Source organism: Micromonospora sp. CNZ299 (assembly GCF_002754415.1).
On record NZ_PEFG01000001.1, the window covers coordinates 6,058,176 to 6,077,154 of the forward strand.

Genomic DNA, 18,979 nt, shown 5'->3' on the forward strand with positions numbered 1-18,979 from the left:
CTGACGGCTGAGCTGGAGCGACTGCTCGCCAGTCCAGCCCTTTAGCGCCTGTGAAGGCCACGTTAAGCCGGGCTTCGGACGATGGCTGGCGTCGATCGCGGCCGTCCTGATCATCACGAACGCGGACAAGGACAAGGTGGAACATGGCGACAAGCGCGTCCGAGCACCTGCACCAGCCCACCAGCACCACCACCACCGCCGACGAGGCGATCGCGGTGACCGGACTGGCGTGCCGGCTGCCGTCCGCACCCAATCCCGCGTCGTTCTGGCAGCTGCTCCACGACGGCCGGGATGCCATCACCACACCCCCGACCGGCCGGTGGGAGGGCGTGCCGCAGGCGTACCGGCGCGGTGGGTTCGTCGACGGCGTGGACCGCTTCGACGCGGCGTTCTTCGGCATCTCGCCGCGCGAGGCGGCCATGATGGACCCGCAGCAGCGCCTCGTGCTGGAGCTGAGCTGGGAGGCGCTGGAGGACGCCCGGGTGGTGCCCGGCTCGCTGCGCGACAGCCGCACCAGCGTCTTCATCGGCGCGATCTGGGACGACTACGCCACGCTGCTGCACGGACGGAACCTCTCCGCGATCACCGCGCACACCCTCACCGGCCTGCACCGGTCGATCATCGCCAACCGGGTCTCGTACCTGCTGGGCCTGCACGGCCCCAGCCTCACGGTGGACGCCGGACAGTCCTCCTCGCTGATCTCGGTGCACCTGGCGTGCGAGAGCCTGCGGCGTGGCGAGTCGACGGTGGCGATCGCCGGGGGCGTCAACCTGAACCTCGCCCCGCAGAGCACCGTCGCCGCACACGAGTTCGGTGGACTGTCACCGGACGGGCGCTGCTTCACCTTCGACGCGCGCGCCAACGGCTTCGTCCGCGGCGAGGGCGGCGGCATCGTGGTTCTCAAACGGTTGTCACAGGCGGTGGCGGACGGCGACCACGTCTACTGCGTGGTGGCTGGCAGCGCGGTCAACAACGACGGCGCCACCGACGGCCTCACGGTCCCCGGTCAGGCGGCTCAGGAGGACGTGCTGCGCACCGCGTACCGGCGTGCCGGTCTCGCCCCCATCGCGGCCGACTACGTGGAGCTGCACGGCACCGGCACCCGGGTGGGCGACCCGATCGAGGCGGCTGCCCTCGGCGCAGTACTCGGCAGCGGGCGCAGCACGCCGCTGCTGGTCGGCTCGGTCAAGACGAACGTCGGGCACCTGGAGGGCGCGGCGGGCATCACCGGACTGCTGAAGGCGGCGCTGAGCCTCCACCACCGCCGGATCCCGGCCAGCCTCAACTTCGCCACGCCGAACCCGGCGATCCCGCTCAACGACCTGGGGTTGGAGGTCGCCCAGGCATCACGGCCGTGGCCGGAGCGTGGCGGTGTTGCCGTGGCCGGCGTCTCGTCGTTCGGCATGGGCGGCACCAACTGCCACGTCGTGATGACCGAGGCGCCGCCGAGCAGCGAAGAGCCGCAGCCGGAGCCCGACCGGGAGCGGCTCTGGGTGTTGTCCGGCCGCTCCGGCCCGGCGCTGCGGGCGCAGGCCGGCCGACTGCGGGAACACCTGGGCGAGACGGTCGACGCCGACCTCGCGGCCGTCGGGCGGACCCTGGCCGTCGGCCGGACCCACTTTCCGCACCGCGCGGCGATCGCCGCCGCCCCGGGCGAACTGGCCGCCGCCCTCGACGCGGTCGCCGCCGGTCTGCCCGCCGGAAACGTGTCGTACGGTCGGGCGCCCGGCCGGCCCCGCATCGTCTTCGTGTTTCCCGGCCAGGGCTCGCAGTGGGCCGGCATGGCCGGTGAGCTGCTCGAATCCTCGCCGCTCTTCCGGGAGGCGATCGCCCGGTGCGCGGCGGCGCTGCTGCCGCACACCGGCTGGTCCCTGCTCGACGTCCTCCGCGACCAGCCGGGGGCCCCGTCGCTGGAGCGGGTGGACGTCGTCCAGCCCGCACTGTTCGCGATGATGGTCGCGCTGGCCGACACCTGGCGTGGTCACGGGGTACGACCGGACGCGGTGGTCGGGCATTCCCAGGGTGAGATCGCCGCCGCGTACGTCGCCGGCGCGCTGACCCTGGCCGACGCGGCGCGCATCGTCGCCCTGCGGAGCCGGGCGATCAGCACGATCGCCGGCACCGGCGGCATGGTGTCGGTCGCGCTGCCGGTCGCGGCGGTCGAAGCACGGCTCGACGACTACAAAGGCGTGCACGTCGCGGCGGTCAACAGCCCCGGAACCACGGTCCTCGCGGGCGACGCGTCAGCCCTGGAACGGTTCGTGGCCGCCTGCACCGCGGACGGCGTACGCGCCCGCCGCATCGACGTGGACTACGCCTCGCACACCCCGCACGTCGACCCGCTGCGCGAGACCCTCCTCGAACAGCTGGCGGACGTCACCCCCACCGTCGGGTACACACCGTTCCACTCGACGGTGACCGGACAGGTGCTCGACGGGAACGAACTCGGCGCCGGCTACTGGTTCCAGAGCCTGCGCAGCCCGGTGCGGCTCCACGAGTCCGTCACGGCGCTCCTGGACGACGGGCACACCCTGTTCATCGAGGTCAGCCCGCACCCGGTGCTCACCACCCCGATCCAGGAGAGCATCGAGGCCGCCGGCCACACCGCCGCCGTTCAGGGGACGCTGCGGCGCGGTGAGGCGAGTCGCGCCCGGCTGCTGAGCGCGCTCGGCCACGCGCACGCCAACGGCGCGCTTCTCGACTGGGACGCGCTTCATCCGGCGGGCCGCATGACCGATCTGCCGACGTACGCGTTCCAGCGGCAGCGACACTGGCTCGACGAGGGGCCGGCCGCCGAGGCGCCGGCCGCCGTCCCGCCGGGCACCGACCGGGCACCCGAGCCGGCCACCGAGCAGCCCGGCGTCACCGAGGCCGACCTGGAGTCGATGGTTCTGGCGTACGCGGCCGCCGTGCTGGGGCACGCGTCGCCCGATGCCATCGATCCTTCGTCGACGTTCCGCGACCTCGGCTTCGACTCGTCGCTGGCCGTCGAGTTACGGAACCGGCTGAACGCGGCGACCGACGTGGTCCTGCCGACCAGCGCGCTGTTCGACCACCCGACCCCGCACGCCCTCGTCGCCCACCTCCGCGCCGAGCTGACCGGGACACACGCCACGGTGTCGGCCACCGGCACCCTGCTGGACGAGCCGATCGCGGTGGTGGCGATGGCCTGCCGCTACCCTGGCCAAGCGACCACCCCCGAACAGCTGTGGCGACTGCTGGCCGACGGCGTCGACGCGATCAGCGAGTTCCCCACCAACCGCGGCTGGGACCCCGACATCTACGACCCCGACCCGGGCCGGTCGGGCCGCACCTACACCCGGCACGGCGGGTTCCTGCACGACGCCGACCAGTTCGACCCCGAGTTCTTCGGCATCAGCCCGCGTGAAGCCACGGCTATGGACCCGCAGCAGCGGGTGTTGCTCGCCACGTCGTGGGAGGCGATGGAGTCCGCGGGCATCGATCCGGCGACGCTGCGCGGTGCCCGCACCGGAGTGTTCGTCGGCGCCATGTCGCAGGAGTACGGACCGCGTTTCAGCGAAGGGCTCGACGGATACGACGGCTATCTGCTGACCGGCAACACGGCGAGCGTGGCGTCGGGCCGGATCTCGTACGTCTTCGGTTTCGAGGGGCCCGCGCTGACCGTCGACACGGCGTGTTCGTCGTCGCTGGTGGCGGTGCATCTGGCCGCGCAGGCGCTGCGCAACGGTGAATGTTCCCTCGCCCTGGCCGGTGGGGTAGCGGTGATGTCCACCCCGGGGCTGTTCGTGGAGTTCGCGCAGCAGCGCGGGTTGTCGCCGGACGGACGCTGCAAATCGTTCGCCGACGGCGCTGACGGGACGGGCTGGGGTGAGGGCGCCGGGATGCTGCTGTTGGAGAAGCTGTCTGACGCCCGCCGTAACGGCCATCCCATCGTCGGGGTGATCCGGGGCAGCGCGGTCAACCAGGACGGTGCCTCCAACGGACTGACCGCACCCAACGGACCCGCCCAACAACGCGTCATCACCCAAGCCCTCGCCAACGCCCGACTCACCCCCGCCGACATCGACGCCGTCGAAGCCCACGGCACCGGCACCACCCTCGGCGACCCCATCGAAGCCCAAGCCATCCTCGCCACCTACGGCCAAAACCGTGACACCCCAGTCTGGCTCGGCTCCATCAAATCGAACATCGGCCACACCCAAGCCGCCGCCGGCGTCGCCGGCATCATCAAAATGCTCATGGCCATGCGCCACCAGCAGCTACCCCACACCCTGCACATCAACCAACCCAGCAGCCACATCGACTGGACCACCGGACACGTCGCGCTCCTCACCCAAGCCCAACCCTGGACGGCCGGGGAGCGGCCCCGCCGCGCCGCCGTGTCCTCCTTCGGAATCAGCGGCACCAACGCCCACCTCATCCTGGAAGAACCACCCGGATCTGACGCGGCCGCTCCCACCATCACCGACGGCCCGGTCACCGACAGCCCTGCCGGCCCGGTGCTGCTGCCACTGTCGGGTAAGACCCCGCAGGCCGTGCGGGACTACGCCACCCGCCTGCACCAGCACCTCACCGACCGGCCCGACCTGAACCTGCACCACGTCGCCCACACCCTGGCCGGGCGCACCCACTTCGCGCACCGCGCCGTCATCACCGCCTCACAGCTACCCGACCTGGCCGCGGGACAGTTGCCCATCACCCACGCGACCAGCGGTAAGACGGCGTTCCTCTACCCCGGACAAGGCGCCCAGCATCCGGGCATGGGCCAACGGCTCTACCAGCAGCACCCCGTGTTCGCCGACACCATCAACACCATCAGCGCCGAGCTCGGCCTGGACCTACCAGCGCTGATGTGGGGCGACCGCACCCACGAACTCGACCACACCATCAACACCCAACCCGTGCTCTTCGCCTACGAAACGGCTTTGCACCACCTCCTGACCCACCACGGTGTCACCCCGGACTTCCTGGCCGGCCACTCCATCGGTGAGATCACCGCAGCCCACACCAGCGGCATCCTGAGTTTGACCGACGCCTGCACCCTGATCACCGCCCGCGCCCAACTCATGAACAGCCTCCCCACCGGCGGAGCGATGCTCGCCGCCCACACCACCACCGACACGGTCACCGACTACCTCGACGACGTCACCATCGCCGCCATCAACTCCCCCACCTCACTCGTCCTAGCCGGCACCACCACCGCCATCGACGACGTCACCACCCGACTCACTCAAAACGGAATCCGCACCCAACGCCTCACCGTCAGCCACGCCTTCCACTCGCCCTTGATGAACCCCATCCTCGACGATTTTCGCGCCGCCATCGCCCACATCCACCACCACCCCGGCCGCATCCCGATCATCTCCACCCTGACCGGACAAACCCTGACCAACGTCACCGCCGACCACTGGGCCACACAACTACGCCACACCGTCAACTTCACCAACGCCATCACCACCCTGCAACAACACGACATCACCCACCACATCGAAATCGGACCCCACCCCACACTCACCCCCCACATCACCACGACCGCGACGATCGCCGCCACCGCGGTTCAGCACAAGAACCGCCACATCAACCTCACCGACGCCCTCGCCACCATCCACACCCACGGCACCACCATCAACTGGCACACCCTCCACCACAACCACCAGCACATCGCCCTACCCACCTACCCCTTCCAAGACCAGCGTTACTGGGTCATGCCGCGGCCGATCGCCGCACCGGCCACCGGACACGCGATCCTCAGCACGCACACGACGCTGGCGGAGACCGGCATCCACGTGCTGACCGGACGGGTGTCACGATCCGATCACCCCTGGCTCACCGATCACGAAATCGATGGCACGGTTCTGCTGCCCGGCACGGCCTTCGTGGACCTCGCGCTGTGCGCCGCGGACCGGGTGGGCGGGGCGATGCTGGCGGAGCTCATCCTCCAGGCGCCGCTCGTGCTCCCCGCATCAGCGGCGGTCACGTTGCAGGTCACGGTGGAGCCGAACGATGAGGACGAGCGGTACCGGTTCGCCATCCACTCGCAGCCGGCCACGGACACCGCCGGCGGGTGGACGCGGCACGCGACGGGCTTGCTCGCTTCGGCCGACCCGGCTCCGATGCACCTGCCGTGGAACGGTGACGGCGCGGAGGAGACCGATCCGGCGGACGCGTACGCGCGGCTGCACGACCGCGGCTACGGCTACGGTCCGGCGTTCCGGGGGCTGCGAGCACTGCGGCGGCGGGGTGACGACGTCGCTGCCTCGGTCTGCCTGCCGCAGGGCATCACGACCGCGGGCCACACACTGCACCCGGCGCTGCTCGACGCGGCGCTGCACCCCCTCGTGCTCCTCGGCGACGCGTTGCTCGTCCCGTACGCCTGGTCGGGTGTGCGTATCTTCGCGGCCGACGCGGTGGAGGTCGAGGTGCGTGCCGTCCCGATAGGGACGCACGCCTACCGGTTGTGGCTGACGGATCCGGCGGGCACGCCGGTCGCCACCATCGACGAGGTGGCGTTCCGGCCGCTCGCCCGGGACGCCATCGGATCGGCCACGGAAACGGACGGCCTGTACCGCCTGGAATGGGTCCCGGCGACCGACGCAGCCGTGCCGCGGACCGCGGAGACGTCGGAGGTCTCCGTCGCCCACTGTGCCGCCGAAGAGGGTGCCGACATGGTGGCGGCGGCACACGCGACCGCGCACCGAGCCCTCCGGCTGGTGCAGGACTGGCTGGCCGAGGACCGAACCGGGGCGCGGCTCGTGATCACCACCAGGCGTGCGGTCGCGGTGCGCGCCGAGGAGCGGATCGAGGATCTGGCGGCCTCGGCCGTCTGGGGACTGGTCCGCAGCGCTCAACGTGAGCACCCGGATCGTCTCGTCCTGATCGACCTGGACAGCGACCAGGCCACGCCCAGGATGCTGGCGGCCGCGCTCGCCACTGGCGCGCCTCAGCTCGCCTTGCGCGGCGAACAGCTGCTACGGCCCCGGCTCACCGGTGTGGCCGGCGCGGGCGGGCTCACTCTGCCGGCGGGCGACTCCTGGCGGCTGGCGGTGACCACCCGCGGAACGATCGAGGGCGTTTCCGTGGTGCCGCACGACGCGGTCGACCGGCCGCTGGGGCCGCAGGAGGTGCGCCTGTCGATCCGGGCAGCCGGGATGAACTTCCGGGACGTGCTGATCACGCTCGGCATGTACCCGGATCCCGAGGCGCCCCTGGGCTCGGAGGCGGCCGGCGACGTGCTGGAGGTCGGCGCGGACGTGACCGACCTGGCCCCGGGCGATCGGGTCTTCGGGTACGTGCCGGAGGCGTTCAGTCCGGTGGGGGTGACGGATCGGCGGCTGCTCGCCCCCATCCCCCACCACTGGACCTACCCCCAAGCCGCCGCCATCCCCGTCGCCTACCTCACCGCCTACTACGCCCTCACCCACCTCGCCAAACTCCAACCCGGCGAAAACATCCTCATCCACGCCGCCACCGGCGGCGTCGGCACCGCCGCCACCCAAATCGCCAAACACCTCGGCGCCACCATCTACGCCACCGCCCACCCCACCAAATGGCACACCCTCACCCCCCACCTACCACCCACCCACATCGCCAACTCCCGCACCCTCGACTACCAACACCAATTCCCCCACCAACACGTCATCCTCAACGCCCTCGCCGGACACCACACCGACACCAGCCTCAACCTCCTCCACCCCGGCGGCCGCTTCATCGAAATGGGCACCACCGACCTACGCCACAACACCCACCACACCCACCCCCACCTCACCTACCACCCCTTCCAACTCCCCCACACCCACCCCGACCACATCCACCACATGCTCACCACCCTGCTCAACCTCTTCCACCACAACCACCTCCACCACCCCCACACCACCACCCACCCCATCCACCACACCCACCACGCCCTACGCACCCTCCAACAAGCCACCCACACCGGAAAACTCGTCCTCACCCTCCCCACCCCACCCCACCCCAACGGCACCACCCTCATCACCGGCACCGGCACCCTCGCCACCCACCTCACCCACCACCTCACCACCACCGGACAAACCCGCCACCTCGTCCTCGCCAGCCGGCGCGGCGCCACCGCCGACACCGACCGGCTCCGCGACGACCTCGCCGCGCTGGGCGCCACGGTGACCATCGCCGCCTGCGACGCCGCCGACCCTCGCCAGGTCGCCGAGCTCATCGCCTCGATCCCCGCCGAGCACCCGCTCACCGCGGTCGTCCACACCGCCGGCGTGCTCGATGACGGCCTGGTCGGGGACATCGGGCCCGAGCAGCTCGACGCCGTGCTCAAGCCCAAGATCGACGCCGCCTGGAACCTGCACGAACAGACCCGGCACCTCAACCTCAGCGCCTTCGTCCTCTACTCCTCCATCAGCGGCACCCTCGGCGCACCCGGCCAAGCCAACTACGCCGCCGCCAACACCTTCCTCGACGCTCTCGCCCACCACCGCCACACCCAAGGCCTACCCGCCACCTCGCTCGCCTGGGGCCTCTGGGAAGAGACCAGCGGAATGGCCGGTGGCCTGTCCGCGGCGGACCTGGCGCGCATGCGGCGAAACGGCGTCCTGCCCATGTCCACCGAGCACGGCCTTGCGCTTTTCGACGCGGCAATGGCCGTCGGACACCCGCAGACCGTCGCGGCACGCCTGGACCGTTCCCTGTTGCGGAACACCGGACGGCCCGTGGCCGCAAGCGCGAGCACCCCGGCGAAGGACTGGGGTCAGCGCATCATCGCGCTGCCGGAGGTCGAGCGGCGCGAGGCAGTGTCCGCGCTGATCAGTGCACGGGTGACGGCGGTGCTGGGACATGGGCCGGCCGGCAGTGTCCATTCCGATCGGACCTTCAAGGACCTGGGACTCGACTCGCTGACCGGCGCCGAGTTGCGCAACGTGCTGAGCAGCGCGACGGGGATCCGCCTACCGGCGACGTTGATCTTCGACTTTCCGACCGTGGCCGCTCTCACCGATCATCTGCTCGCGGAGGTGTCCGGCGTCCGGCCAGCGGCGATCACGGCGACCCCGACCGCGGTGCGGTCCGACACCGAGCCGATCGCGGTGGTGGCGATGGCCTGCCGCTACCCCGGTCAAGCGTCGAGTCCGGAACAGCTGTGGCGACTACTGGCCGACGGCGTCGACGCGATCAGCGAGTTCCCCACCAACCGCGGCTGGGACCCCGACATCTACCACCCCGACCCCGAGCACACCGGCAAAACCTATGCACGCCACGGCGGGTTCCTGCACGACGCCGACCAGTTCGACCCCGACTTCTTCGGCATCAGCCCCCGCGAAGCCCTCGCCATGGACCCCCAGCAGCGCCTCCTCCTCGAAACCAGCTGGGAAACCTTCGAACAAGCCGGCATCCCCGCCGCAACACTGCGCGGCAGCAACACCGGCATCTTCACCGGCGTCATCACCCAGGAGTACGGGCCGCGGACGGCCGAGGGCGACGAGTCGCTGGACGGTTACCTCCTCACCGGGCTGACCAGCAGTGTCGCGTCGGGACGCCTCGCCTATGTCTTCGGGTTGGAGGGACCGGCGGTCACGATCGACACCGCGTGTTCGTCGTCGCTGGTCGCGGTGCATCTGGCCGCGCAGGCACTGCGCACCGGTGAATGTTCCCTCGCCCTGGCCGGCGGAGTGACCGTGATGGCCACACCCGGCATCTTCACCGAATTCAGCCGCCAGCGCGGGTTGTCGCCGGACGGGCGGTGCCGGTCGTTTGCCGACAACGCCGACGGCACCGGATTCTCCGACGGGGTCGGGATGCTGCTGCTGGAGAAGCTGTCTGACGCCCGCCGTAACGGCCATCCCATCGTCGGGGTGATCCGGGGCAGCGCGGTCAACCAGGACGGTGCCTCCAACGGACTGACCGCACCCAACGGACCCGCCCAACAACGCGTCATCACCCAAGCCCTCGCCAACGCCCGACTCACCCCCGCCGACATCGACGCCGTCGAAGCCCACGGCACCGGCACCACCCTCGGCGACCCCATCGAAGCCCAAGCCATCCTCGCCACCTACGGCCAAAACCGTGACACCCCAGTCTGGCTCGGCTCCATCAAATCGAACATCGGCCACACCCAAGCCGCCGCCGGCGTCGCCGGCATCATCAAAATGCTCATGGCCATGCGCCACCAGCAGCTACCCCACACCCTGCACATCAACCAACCCAGCAGCCACATCGACTGGACCACCGGACACGTCGCGCTCCTCACCCAAGCCCAACCCTGGACGGCCGGGGAGCGGCCCCGCCGCGCCGCCGTGTCCTCCTTCGGAATCAGCGGCACCAACGCCCACCTCATCCTCGAAGAACCACCCAGATCTAACCCAGCCCCTCCCAGCACCGACGGCCCTGCCACCGACGGACCTGCCACCGACGGACCTGCCACCGACAGCCCTGGCGTCGACAGCCCTGGCGTCGACAGCCCTGGCGTCGACAGCCCTGGCATCGACGGCCCCGCCGGCCCGGTGCTGCTGCCACTGTCGGGTAAGACCCCGCAGGCCGTGCGGGACTACGCCACCCGCCTGCACCAGCACCTCACCGACCGGCCCGACCTGAACCTGCACCACGTCGCCCACACCCTGGCCGGGCGCACCCACTTCGCGCACCGCGCCGTCATCACCGCCTCACAGCTACCCGACCTGGCCGCGGGACAGTTGCCCATCACCCACGCGACCAGCGGTAAGACGGCGTTCCTCTACCCCGGACAAGGCGCCCAGCATCCGGGCATGGGCCAACGGCTCTACCAGCAGCACCCCGTGTTCGCCGACACCATCAACACCATCAGCGCCGAGCTCGGCCTGGACCTACCAGCGCTGATGTGGGGCGACCGCACCCACGAACTCGACCACACCATCAACACCCAACCCGTGCTCTTCGCCTACGAAACGGCTTTGCACCACCTCCTGACCCACCACGGTGTCACCCCGGACTTCCTGGCCGGCCACTCCATCGGTGAGATCACCGCAGCCCACACCAGCGGCATCCTGAGTTTGACCGACGCCTGCACCCTGATCACCGCCCGCGCCCAACTCATGAACAGCCTCCCCACCGGCGGAGCGATGCTCGCCGCCCACACCACCACCGACACGGTCACCGACTACCTCGACGACGTCACCATCGCCGCCATCAACTCCCCCACCTCACTCGTCCTAGCCGGCACCACCACCGCCATCGACGACGTCACCACCCGACTCACTCAAAACGGAATCCGCACCCAACGCCTCACCGTCAGCCACGCCTTCCACTCGCCCTTGATGAACCCCATCCTCGACGATTTTCGCGCCGCCATCGCCCACATCCACCACCACCCCGGCCGCATCCCGATCATCTCCACCCTGACCGGACAAACCCTGACCAACGTCACCGCCGACCACTGGGCCACACAACTACGCCACACCGTCAACTTCACCAACGCCATCACCACCCTGCAACAACACGACATCACCCACCACATCGAAATCGGACCCCACCCCACACTCACCCCCCACATCACCACGACCGCCACCACCACCATCCAAAACAAGAACCGCGACATCAACCTCGCCGACGCCCTCGCCGCCATCCACACCCACGGCACCCCCATCAACTGGCACACCCTCCACCACAACCACCAGCACGTCGCGCTACCCACCTACCCCTTCCAACGCCATGCCTACTGGGCCTTGCCGCAACCCCGGAAGCAGGCCGAGGGCGCCGATCCGGACGGATTCTGGGAGGCCGTGGACCACGGCGACGTCTCCTCGCTCGCCGAGACCTTGGGCGCCGAGGTCGAACCGTTGGGCGCCGTGCTGCCCAGCCTCGCGGCTTGGCGCCGCCGGCGACGTACCGAGTCCGCCGTGAACGAGTGGTGCTACCGGACCGACTGGCAGCCGGCACGCGAGCCGGCCGTCCGCCCGGCCGTCCGCCGGCTGGTGATCGTGCCCAGCGGGTCCAGCAGCCCGTGGGTGAGTCCGCTCGCGGACGCGGAAACCCTCGTCACAGAGGAGGGCGAGGACCGGACGTCGCTCGCCGCCCGCCTCGCGGAGCTGCCACCGCTGGACAGCATCGTCGCGCTGGTCGCCGACGACGAGGACAGCGCCCTGGCTGGCTGCCTGGCACTCATTCAGGCTCTCGGCGACGCCGACGTGTCCGCGCCGCTCTGGTTCCTGACCTCCGGCGCGGTGAGCGCGGGCCGCTTCGACCCGATCCGGCGACCGGCGCAGGCAGCCGCGTGGGGCCTCGGGCGGGTGGCGGGACTCGAACATCCGGACCGCTGGGGCGGTCTCGTCGACGTGCCCGAGCAGCCGGACGACGCCGCAGTTCGGCGGGTGCTCGCTGCGGTCTCTGGCGACTGGCACGAGGACCAGGTGGCGGTACGCGACTCCGGGCTCTTCGTGCCCCGATTGGTGCGGGCGCCCCTGAACGGAACGCCGGCGCCCGGCTGGCGTACCAGCGGCACCGCGCTGATCACCGGTGGCACCGGCGCTCTGGGGGCGCAGGCCGCACGGTGGCTGGCCGGTCGCGGCGCCGAGCACCTGGTGCTGACGAGCAGGCGCGGCCTTCGTGCGCCGGGCGCGGCCGCGCTGGTGGCCGAGCTCACCGCGCTCGGTCCGTCGGTGACCGTGGAGGAGTGCGACGTCGCGGATCGAGCCGCCCTGTCCGCCCTGGTGTCCCGCGTGGAAGCCGAGGTCGGCGCGATCCGTACCGTGGTGCATGCCGCCGGGGTCAGCCAGCGGACGCCGATCTTCGAGACGACGCCCGCGGAGCGGGACCGGGTCGCCGCGAAGGCGGTGGCTGCGGCCCGGCTCGCGGAGCTCTTCGCCGACCGGCGCCTCGACGCGTTCGTTCTCTTCACCTCGATCGCCGGCGTGTGGGGCAGCGCCGGGCAGGGTGTCTACGGCGCTGCGAACGCCCACGCCGACGCTCTCGCCCAGCATCGGCGAAGCCACGGACTGCCCGCCGTCGCGGTTTCCTGGGGCCCATGGGCCGGAGGCGGTATGGCCGCGGAGGACGGGTTCGGCGAGCAGCTGCGGCAGCACGGCATCGCCATGATGCCGCCGGAATCCGCGGTCACCGCTCTCGCCGGTGCGCTCGACCGGGACGACACGCTGCTGACGGTCGCCGACGTCGACTGGACCCGGCTCGCGCCGGTGTTCGCCTCGGCACGACCGCGTCCGCTGCTCGACGGGATCCCGGAGGCCCGGGCGGCGATCGAGGCCACGCGGGCCGGCACGGTGAACGACGACGCGGCCGCATCGCTGCGCCGGGAGGTCCAAGCGCTGCCGGCCGGAGAACGGCAGGCTCACCTGCGGCGCCTCGTCGGCATGCACACCGCCGCCGTGCTGGGCCGCCTGTCCGGGGACGGGATGGACCTCACCCGGCCGTTCCGCGCGCACGGCTTCGACTCGATGACCGCGGTGGAGTTCCGCAACCGGCTGGCGGTGGTGACCGGGCTGGCACTGCCCACCACCCTGACCTTCGACCATCCGACGCCGGCGGCGGTCGCCGCGGTGCTGCACGCCGAGCTGACCGGCGACTCGACGCAGGACGCCGCACCGGTAGCCGGTCCCGCCACGACCGACGAGCCGATCGCGATAGTCGGGATGGCCTGCCGCTACCCGGGCGGGGTGGAGTCACCGGAGCAGCTGTGGCGGCTGACCATCGACGGAATCGACACGATCTCGGGGTTCCCGGGCGATCGCGGGTGGGACGTGGACGCGCTCTACCACCCGGACCCCGACCATCCCGGCACGACCTATGCCCGCGACGGCGGCTTCCTGAACGACGCCGCCGGCTTCGATCCGGAGTTCTTCGACATCAGTCCGCGTGAGGCACTCGCCATGGATCCGCAGCAGCGCGTGCTGCTGGAGGTCGCCTGGGAGGCGATCGAGGCGGCCGGCATCGACCCCGCGTCGCTGGGCGGCACCAGCACCGGGGTGTTCGCGGGCGCGTGGCCGCAGGAGTACGGCGGCGGCCTCAGCCGCCCGCGGGAGGAGATCGGCGGGTACGCGGCCACCGGCAACGCCGCCAGCGTGACGTCCGGCCGGATCTCGTACACGCTCGGCCTGCAGGGCCCCGCGGTCACCGTCGACACCGCCTGCTCATCCGCGCTGGTGGCGATCCACCTGGCCGCGCAGGCACTGCGCAGCGGGGAGTGCACCCTCGCCCTGGCGGGTGGGGTGACCGTCATGGCGCATCCCGGCGCTTTCTTGGAGTTCAGCCGCCAGCGTGGGTTGGCCCCGGACGGGCGCTGCAAGCCGTTCGCCGCGGCGGCCGACGGCACCGGCTGGGGCGAGGGCGCGGGCCTGATCCTGCTGGAGCGCGTGTCCGACGCCGAGCGCAACGGTCACCCGGTCCTCGCCCTCCTGCGCGGCTCCGCCGTCAACCAGGACGGCGCCAGCAACGGCCTCACCGCCCCGAACGGCCCCTCTCAGGAGCGGGTGATCCGCGCCGCGCTGGCCAGCGCACGACTCACTCCGTCCGACGTGGACGTGGTCGAGGCGCACGGCACCGGCACGACGCTGGGCGACCCGATCGAGGCACGGGCGTTGCTCGCCACGTACGGACAGCGGGGTCCGGAAGAGGATCCGTTGTGGCTCGGCTCGATCAAGTCGAACATCGGCCACACCCAGGCGGCGGCGGGCGTGGCCGGGGTCATCAAGATGGTCGAGGCGCTGAGGCGCGGCCGCCTGCCCCGGACGTTGCACATCGACGCGCTCACCCCGCACGTCGATTGGACGGCCGGACGGGTGGCCCTGCTCACCGAGGAGGCCGCCTGGGCAGACAAGGGGCGGCCGCGCCGGGCCGCGGTGTCGTCGTTCGGCATCAGCGGCACCAACGCGCACGTCATCCTGGAGCAGGCTGCGCCGGCCGGCGACGAACCCGGTGCGGGCGCCGGCGGGGACGGCGACGGCATGGTGCTCTGGCCAATCTCGGCCCGCACGCGGCCCGCCCTGCGCGCCCAGGCCCGCCGACTCGCGACCTGGCTCCGGGACCGCCCGGGCAGCTCGGCGGCCGAGGTCGGGCACGCGCTCGCCACGGCGCGGCATCCTTTCCCGCATCGCGCGGTGGTCTCCGGCCGCCGAATGCCGGAGCTTCTGGACGGTCTTGACCGGCTGGCCGAGAACGTCGAGCCGGAGCCCGCCGAGGTCCACCACACCGGGGGCACCGCGTTCCTGTTCACGGGGCAGGGCAGCCAGCGCCCCGGCATGGGGCGCGAGCTGTACGCGGCGGACCCGGACTTCGCCGCGGCGCTGGACGAGGTGTGCGCCCATCTCGACCCGCATCTCGACCTCCCGCTGCGCCGGGTGCTGTTCGCCGAGGACGGCGACGATCTGCACCGCACCGGGTACACGCAGCCGGCGCTGTTCGCCCTCGAGGTGGCTCTCTACCGCCTGCTGGAGCGGCACGGCGTACGCCCGGACTACCTGATCGGCCACTCGGTCGGCGAGATCGCCGCCGCGCACGTGTCCGGTCTGCTGACCCTGCCGGACGCGGCGGCCCTGGTCGCCGCGCGGGCGCGCCTCATGCAGGCGCTGCCGCCCGGCGGGGCGATGTTGTCCGTGCAGGCCACCGAGGAGGAGGTCCGTGCCGGCCTGGTCGGTGTGCCGGACGTGGACGTCGCGGCCGTGAACGGGCAGGACGCGATCGTGGTGTCCGGCGACCACGACCGACTTGAGGACCTTCGGACCAGCTGGCAGGCGCAGGAACGCAAGACGCGATGGCTGCCGGTCAGCCACGCGTTCCACTCCCCGCTGATCGAGCCGATGCTCGACGAGTTCCGCCGGGTCGTGGCCGGGATCGAGCCGGGGCGGCCGACCACACCGATCATCTCCAACGTGACCGGGCAGCCGGCGTCGGCGGACGAGCTCGCTTCGCCGGACTACTGGGTCCGGCACGCCCGCGCCGCGGTGCGTTTCCGCGACGGCGTCCACGCGCTGCACGAGCGAGGCGTCACGACGTACGTCGAACTCGGGCCGGACGCGGTGTTGAGCGCCCTGGTCCAGCGCAACCTGCCCGGCGGCACACCGGTCACCGTGCCGCTGCTGCGGGCCGGAACGGCGGAACCGGACAGTGTCGCCGCCGCCCTGGCCAAGGCGTACGTCGCCGGGCTGGACGTGGACTGGACCGGCGGGCGACCACGACCGGCGCCACGGCCGGTTCCGCTGCCCACCTACCCCTTCCAGCGGCGCCGGTTCTGGCTCGACTCCACCACCGAGCACACCGGGCGGGCGAGCACCACCGGGCATCCTCTGCTCACCGCGCGGGTCGACCTCGACGACGGCGGCGTGCTGTTCACCGGCCGAGTGTCCCGGCGGACCCAACCGTGGATCTCCGATCACCTGGTCCTCGGCACGGTGGTGGTGCCCGGCACCACCTGGGTTGAGGCGACCGCGTGGGCGGCGCGGACCGCCGGCGCCGCGCTGATCGCCGAACTGACCCACGAGTCGCCGCTGGTGCTCGCCGATGACCGGCCGCACGACCTGCAGCTGCGCCTCGGGCCGGCGGAGCACGACGGGCGCCGCACGATGAACCTGCGCTGCCGCCCGGCCGCCGGCGACGGCCCCTGGGTGGTACTGGCCCACGGCGCCGTCGCGGACCAGGGGTCGGAGCCCGTGCTGCCGCCACAGCTGCGGTCCTGGCCTCCACACGACGCGCAGGCCCTGGAGACCGACCGGTTCTACGCCTCCTACAACGATCGCGGGCACTACACGTGGGGCCCGGCGTTCCGTTCCCTGCGCGCGGCGTGGCGGCGCGGCGACGACCTCTTCGCCGAGCTGCGGCTCGCCGAGTCGACACCGTCCGGCGGCTTCGACCTGCACCCCGCACTGCTGGACGCGGCGTTGCACGCGCTCGGGGCGCCCGGCATCCCGGCCGGGTTGACCACGCTGGTGGCCGATCCGGAGGACGGCAGCGAACGGCCGCACATCCCCTTCTCCTGGCGTGACGTCCGGCTGGACCCGGACGGCGCGCGCGTGCTGCGCGTGTGGCTGTCCCGCTCCGACGACGACCGGATCGCGGTGCGGATCGCCGACGAGTCGGGCCGGCTGGTCGGGTCTGTCGAGTCGGTGCTGATCCTGCCGGTCTCCGGCAAGCAGCTGAGAAACGCACTCACCGCACCCCGGCACGAGTCGCTCTACCGGGTCGAATGGTCCGAGCTGCCGTTCGACGTGACCGAGGCGACCGACCGCTGGGCGACGCTGGGCGAGCCGGCCGAGCTGACCGGGCTGCGCAGCTACCCGGACGTCCACGCGATCGAAGGCAACGGGTGGGCGCCGGAGATCGTGTTCGCGGCGGCCCGCGCCACCGGCCCGGACGTGCTCTCCGGCGTGCACGACGTCACCGGCGACATGCTGCGGCTCGTGCAGTCCTGGCTCTCGATCGACCGCGGCAGCCACCTGGTGGTGCTGACCCGTTCGGCGGTCGGCGCGCTGCCCGGCGACACGGTGCCGGGGTTGTCCCAGGCGGCCTGCTGGGGGCTGCTGCGCTCGGCCCAGTCCGAGCACCCGGGCCGGTTCACGGTGATCGACATCGACGACGACGAGGCCTCGGGCCGGGCCCTGCCCGGGGTCGCCGCCACCGCGGTACGCCAGGCACGTGGGCAGGTCGCGATCCGCGCCGGGCGGGCGTACACGCCGAGTCTGACGCACGCGCCCGCGGTGGCCGCCGGCCCGGCCGGCTGGAACACCGACGGCACGGTCCTGATCACCGGCGGCGTTGGCGCGCTCGGCGGCCTGCTCGCCCGGCACCTCGTCGCCGGCCACGGCGTACGGCACCTGGTGCTGACCGGCCGACGGGGACCGGACACCCCGGGCGCGCCCGAGCTGCGGGAGCAACTGACCGCCCTCGGCGCCGAGGTCACGGTCGCGGCGTGCGACGTCGCGGATCCCGCCCAGGTGGCCGGTGTCCTGGCGGCGATTCCTGCCGAACATCCACTCACCGCGGTGGTCCACGCCGCCGGTGTGGTGGACGACGGCCTGGTGGACGGCCTCACCCAGGAGCAGATCGACCGCGTCCTGCGGCCCAAGGCGGACGCGGCCTGGCACCTGCACGAGCAGACCCGCGATCTCGGCCTGGCCGGATTCGTGCTGTTCTCGTCGGCCTCCGGCCTGCTGGGTGCGGCGGGACAGGCGAACTACGCGGCGGCCAACGCGTTCCTCGATGCCCTGGCCCACCACCGGCACGCCGCCGGGCTGCCCGCCACCGCCCTCGACTGGGGGCTGTGGGACCGGTCCGAGGGCATGGCGGGCGCGCTCACCGACGACGACCGCAGCCGCCTGCGCCGCACCGGTGTCCTGCCGCTGCCCGTACCGGAGGCACTCGCTCTCTTCGACGCCGCCGTCGCCGAACCCAGCGCCCAGCTCGTACCGATCCGCCTCGATCCGGCCGCGCTGCCGGACGGGGAGGCGACCCCCGTCGTGCTGCGGCGCCTGCGGCGCGGCACGACGGCACCGGTGAGACCGACCGCGACCGCCGCGGCGCTGGCCCCGCTCGACGGGCTGCCCGCCGAGGAACAGCAAGCGGAACTGCTGCGGCTGGTCACCAAGCAGATCGCGGCCATCAGCGACCACCACGCCGCGCTGATCGACCCGGCCCGCCCGTTCCGCGAGCTCGGCTTCGACTCGCTGATGACGGTGGAGCTGCGCAACCGGCTTGCCACGGCCACCGGGCTCACCCTGCCGGCGACGCTCGTCTTCGACCATCCGACGCCGGCCGCCCTCTCCGGTCACCTGCACGATCTGCTGGCGCCCGCTGCCGGCGAAGGGGCGCACACCGACGAGGCCGATGTCCGGCGGGCGCTGTCCACGATCCCGCTGGACCGCCTGCACCGGGCCGGACTGCTCGACGCGCTGCTGAGCCTGGCGCAGGCCACAGCCAACGGGGGCGACCCGCGCGAACCGGGTGCCGCCGGCGAGATCGACACCATCGACGACATGACGCCCGAGGACCTGATCCGCCTGGCCCTGATGGACGAGCGCACCGAGAACGACTCCTGATCGCGACTGAT

Annotated in this window: 1 protein-coding gene; it reads left to right on the forward strand. The window is 71.9% G+C overall.

Translation table 11 applies throughout. The annotated features are described in order from the left end of the window. Positions 1 to 143: 143 nt before the first annotated feature. On the forward strand, positions 144 to 18,968 hold the full coding sequence (locus CLT68_RS27545) for a type I polyketide synthase (protein WP_099855297.1): 18,825 nt from the start codon (positions 144 to 146) through the stop codon (positions 18,966 to 18,968). Positions 18,969 to 18,979: the final 11 nt, after the last annotated feature.